Annotated in this window: 3 protein-coding genes; all 3 read right to left on the bottom strand. The window is 61.3% G+C overall.

Annotation, left to right across the window (positions count from 1 at the left end; all coding sequences use genetic code 11):
• Window positions 1–976, bottom strand: a 976-nt coding sequence (locus P7F28_RS15610; RefSeq protein WP_277185424.1) for a porin, incomplete at its 3' end; no start/stop codon positions are given.
• Between the two features lie 98 nt (window positions 977–1,074).
• Complete coding sequence (locus tag P7F28_RS15605; RefSeq protein WP_277185423.1) at window positions 1,075–2,067, bottom strand: ABC transporter substrate-binding protein; 993 nt, start codon at window positions 2,065–2,067, stop codon at window positions 1,075–1,077.
• Between the two features lie 18 nt (window positions 2,068–2,085).
• On the bottom strand, window positions 2,086–3,252 hold the full coding sequence (locus P7F28_RS15600; RefSeq protein WP_277185422.1) for a Gfo/Idh/MocA family protein: 1,167 nt from the start codon (window positions 3,250–3,252) through the stop codon (window positions 2,086–2,088).
• Window positions 3,253–3,283 lie beyond the last annotated feature (31 nt).

Below are 3,283 nucleotides of genomic sequence, written 5' to 3'. Positions count from 1 at the left end.
AGAACGATGGATTGCTCACGTAAGCGCCTTCCGCATAAAGCTCGGTACGTTTGGATAACGAATAGTCCACCAGCAGAATTCCCATCGTGGGTCCTCCGTGCGGGGCGCGATACTGCGTGTGATACACGCCCGCCGATATCAGCAAGGGCGGCACGACGTGATAGTTCACGCCGCCCCAGTAGAGCATCGAACTCGCCGGTGTCGATGTGTTGCTTACGTTGAGCCAGCGCAACCCGGCCAGCAAGGTGACCGGACGAAAGTCGTACGACAGGCCGAACATTGCGCGGCTCTGCGTATTGCTCTGAGTCGCGACCGAAGTTCCTTGCAATTGGTCGTAAGTGACGCCTGCGCTCAGCGGACCGCGATCAAACAGGAGCGAGGCGCTCATCTCGCGGCCGACCTTGGCCGCGCCCGGCACGTTTGCACCGTTGGGAATAGTCGAATCGTAGCCGCTGCTGTAGAGCGCAGCGAAGGTGATGCCCGCCGCCTGCACGCCATAGCGGATCGAGTTGTCGGCGCGATTCACCAGTTGCGCGTCCATCGCCTGCGCCGAGTAGCTCGGATTGAGCGTGAGCGGATCGTACTTGTACATCAGCTCGTAAAGCAGGTTTTGATGACGTCCGAGCGTCACCGTTCCGTACGGCGTCGAGATGCCGACGAACGCCTTGCGGCCGAACAGACGCCCGCCCTGACCGAGCGCACCGTTGTTCAGGTTGAAACCGCTTTCCAGCGTGAAGACGGCCTTGTAGCCGCCGCCCAGGTCTTCGCTGCCCTTGAAGCCCCAGCGCGATCCGGCGAGATTGCCCGATTGCTCGCGCACAGCCGATGATGACCGCTGGCCCTGCACCACATGATTCGCGTATTCAACGCCGACATCTAGAATCCCGTAGAGCGTGACGGAGCTTTGCGCATGGACATTCACGCACGTGCAGGCGCAGCCCGCCGCGATCAGCGAGGCGATCGTAGTTTTTTTCATTGTCGTGACTTGCGATTGATTTGCGTTGGCCGATACGCCGGTCTCCACGGCGCATCGGTCGCATGACAAAGCGACGCCTGAAGCGTCGCCGGATACGCTCAGATCTTGAAGTTCTCGAGCGTTGCAGGATGAAAAAGGTCCTCCGGTTGCAGCAGACGGCTCGACAAGCCCTCATCGTGATGCCGCTTCAGAAAGCGCGACAGTACATGCCGGTTCGGCTCGAAGCCGTACGGCCAGAAGTCATGTCCCATCAGACGGCGCGCATTGCGCAACTGCTCTTCGACGAAAGGCAGCGTCACCTTGGTCGCGGACGTATCGCTCAGTTTTGCAAGCGCGAAAGCCTTGCTCTTTTCGAAGGCTTTCGCCACCGCGCCCGGCAGCCACGGATGCTGCTCCGCAAGCGAGCGCCGCACGCCCAGCAGATGCATGATCGGGAACAGCTTTGTGCGGCCGTACCAGTCGGCGGCGGCTTTCTGCGGATCGTCGAAGAGATACTTCACGTTCGGATGGCCGTTCGTAAAACACGACGGCGCGCGGGGTCCGATAAGCGCATCGATTTCGCCGGATGCGAGCATGCCGGAGATGGTCTTGTCCGCGGGCGCGTTTTCGAGCCGCACGTCGCCGGGCAGCTTCAGGCTGATCTTCTCCAGCCGGCCGGTTTCCTCGTAGCCGCCGCGAATCCATGTCACGTCCGATGCCTTGAGTCCGTGATCCTCTTCGAGAAAAAGGCGCGCCCACACGTTGGCCGTCAATTGATATTCCGGCACGCCGATGCGCTTGCCCTTCAGATCACCCGGCTTGTCGATGCCGCGATCGTTGCGCACGTAGATCGACGTATGGCGAAACGCGCGCGAAGGAAAAATCGGCACGCCGATATACGGGCTCGTGCCCGCCGCCGTCTTCACGCTGTAGCTCGACAGCGAAAGCTCGCAGATGTCGTAATCCGAGTGACGGAAGGCGCGAAAGAAGATTTCTTCCGGGTCCTGAAGCATGAAGACCGGATCGACACCGTCGATCTGCACTTCGCCGTCGACGAGCGGGCGCATGCGATCGTAGTTGCCTACCGCAATCGAGAGATTGAGCTTTGACATATTCAATTATCCTGATGATTATTTGATGACGACATCGCGCGCCTCAGCGCTCGAACGCAGCATCGCGAGACAGATTTCCAGCGTGCCGCGCGCCCACTCGCCGTCGTGCAGCGGCGCAATTCCGCCACGCATCGCACCCATCAGTTCGTCGATGACTTCGGCGCGCGGCACACGCGGCGCGTCGAGTTCGATACGCTCGCGCCGTTCATTGCCATACACAACGATGCCGTCCGGCATCGGCCGCAAATCGCCGCGTTCGCACGAGACGATCAGCGGTCCGAAATGCTGATGCCTGCGCTCATCCGGTTCTTTCGATGCAGGCGCATACGTCTTCCCGCCATAGGTGCCTGCCGCCTTGAGGCTGGCCTCTTCCTCGCGCGACGCCACGCCTGACAGTTTCCGACGCGCAGCGCCGTATTCGTCCGGGCTGCGTGTCTGTCCCATCTCACCGATCCATCCGGTCCATTCATCCGAATCGAAATGGGCGTAGCCGTTGTAGGAGAGCGTGGCGAATGCGCCGTTCTCGAACCACAGCGTCGCGGTGTAGGCGCCTTCGGTAGGACGCGCCGCATCCCAGTTGCCGACGGCCGCGCGGATGCGCGTCGCACGGCTGCCCGCGAGCATGCGCACGATATCCACCTGATGCGCCGCCTGACTGAACACCGCACCGCCGCCTTCTTCGGTCTTCAGTTCCTCGGGCCGGCGCGGCCGATACAGATAGTCGGTGTAGTTAAGCGCGTGAATCATCTTCACTTCACCGAACGCGCCCGACTCGATCAGTTCACGCGTGCGCAGATAAGGCGTGTCGAAGCTGTGACAATGGCCGACGATCAAATGCACGTTCGCCTTGCGGCACGCATCGATCATGTCGTCACATTCGGCGAGCGACAGCGCCATCGGCTTTTCGACGAGCACATGTTTGCCGTGCGCCGCAGCAATTCGCGTATGCGCCGCGTGAAACTGATGCGGACTTGCGATGTAGATCGCGTCGATGTCCGGCCGGCGGGCCAGCGCGTCGATGTCGTCGAAGGCCGGCGCATCGAAATCGGCTTCGAACTGCGCACGCGCCGTCTCGCGCGGGTCGCAGGCAGCGACGAGTTGCACGCGGGAGTCGGCGAGAAAGGTTGGCAGCATCAACGAGAAGGCGCGGCCTAGTCCTGCAATGCCAAGTCGGATCTTCTCCATCAGACCTGAACCTGATAGTTGGATTCGAGTT

Origin of the sequence: Caballeronia sp. BR00000012568055, assembly GCF_029439455.1 — a bacterium.
Classification (GTDB): domain Bacteria; phylum Pseudomonadota; class Gammaproteobacteria; order Burkholderiales; family Burkholderiaceae; genus Caballeronia.
This window is presented reverse-complemented; position numbering and strand designations above follow the sequence as displayed.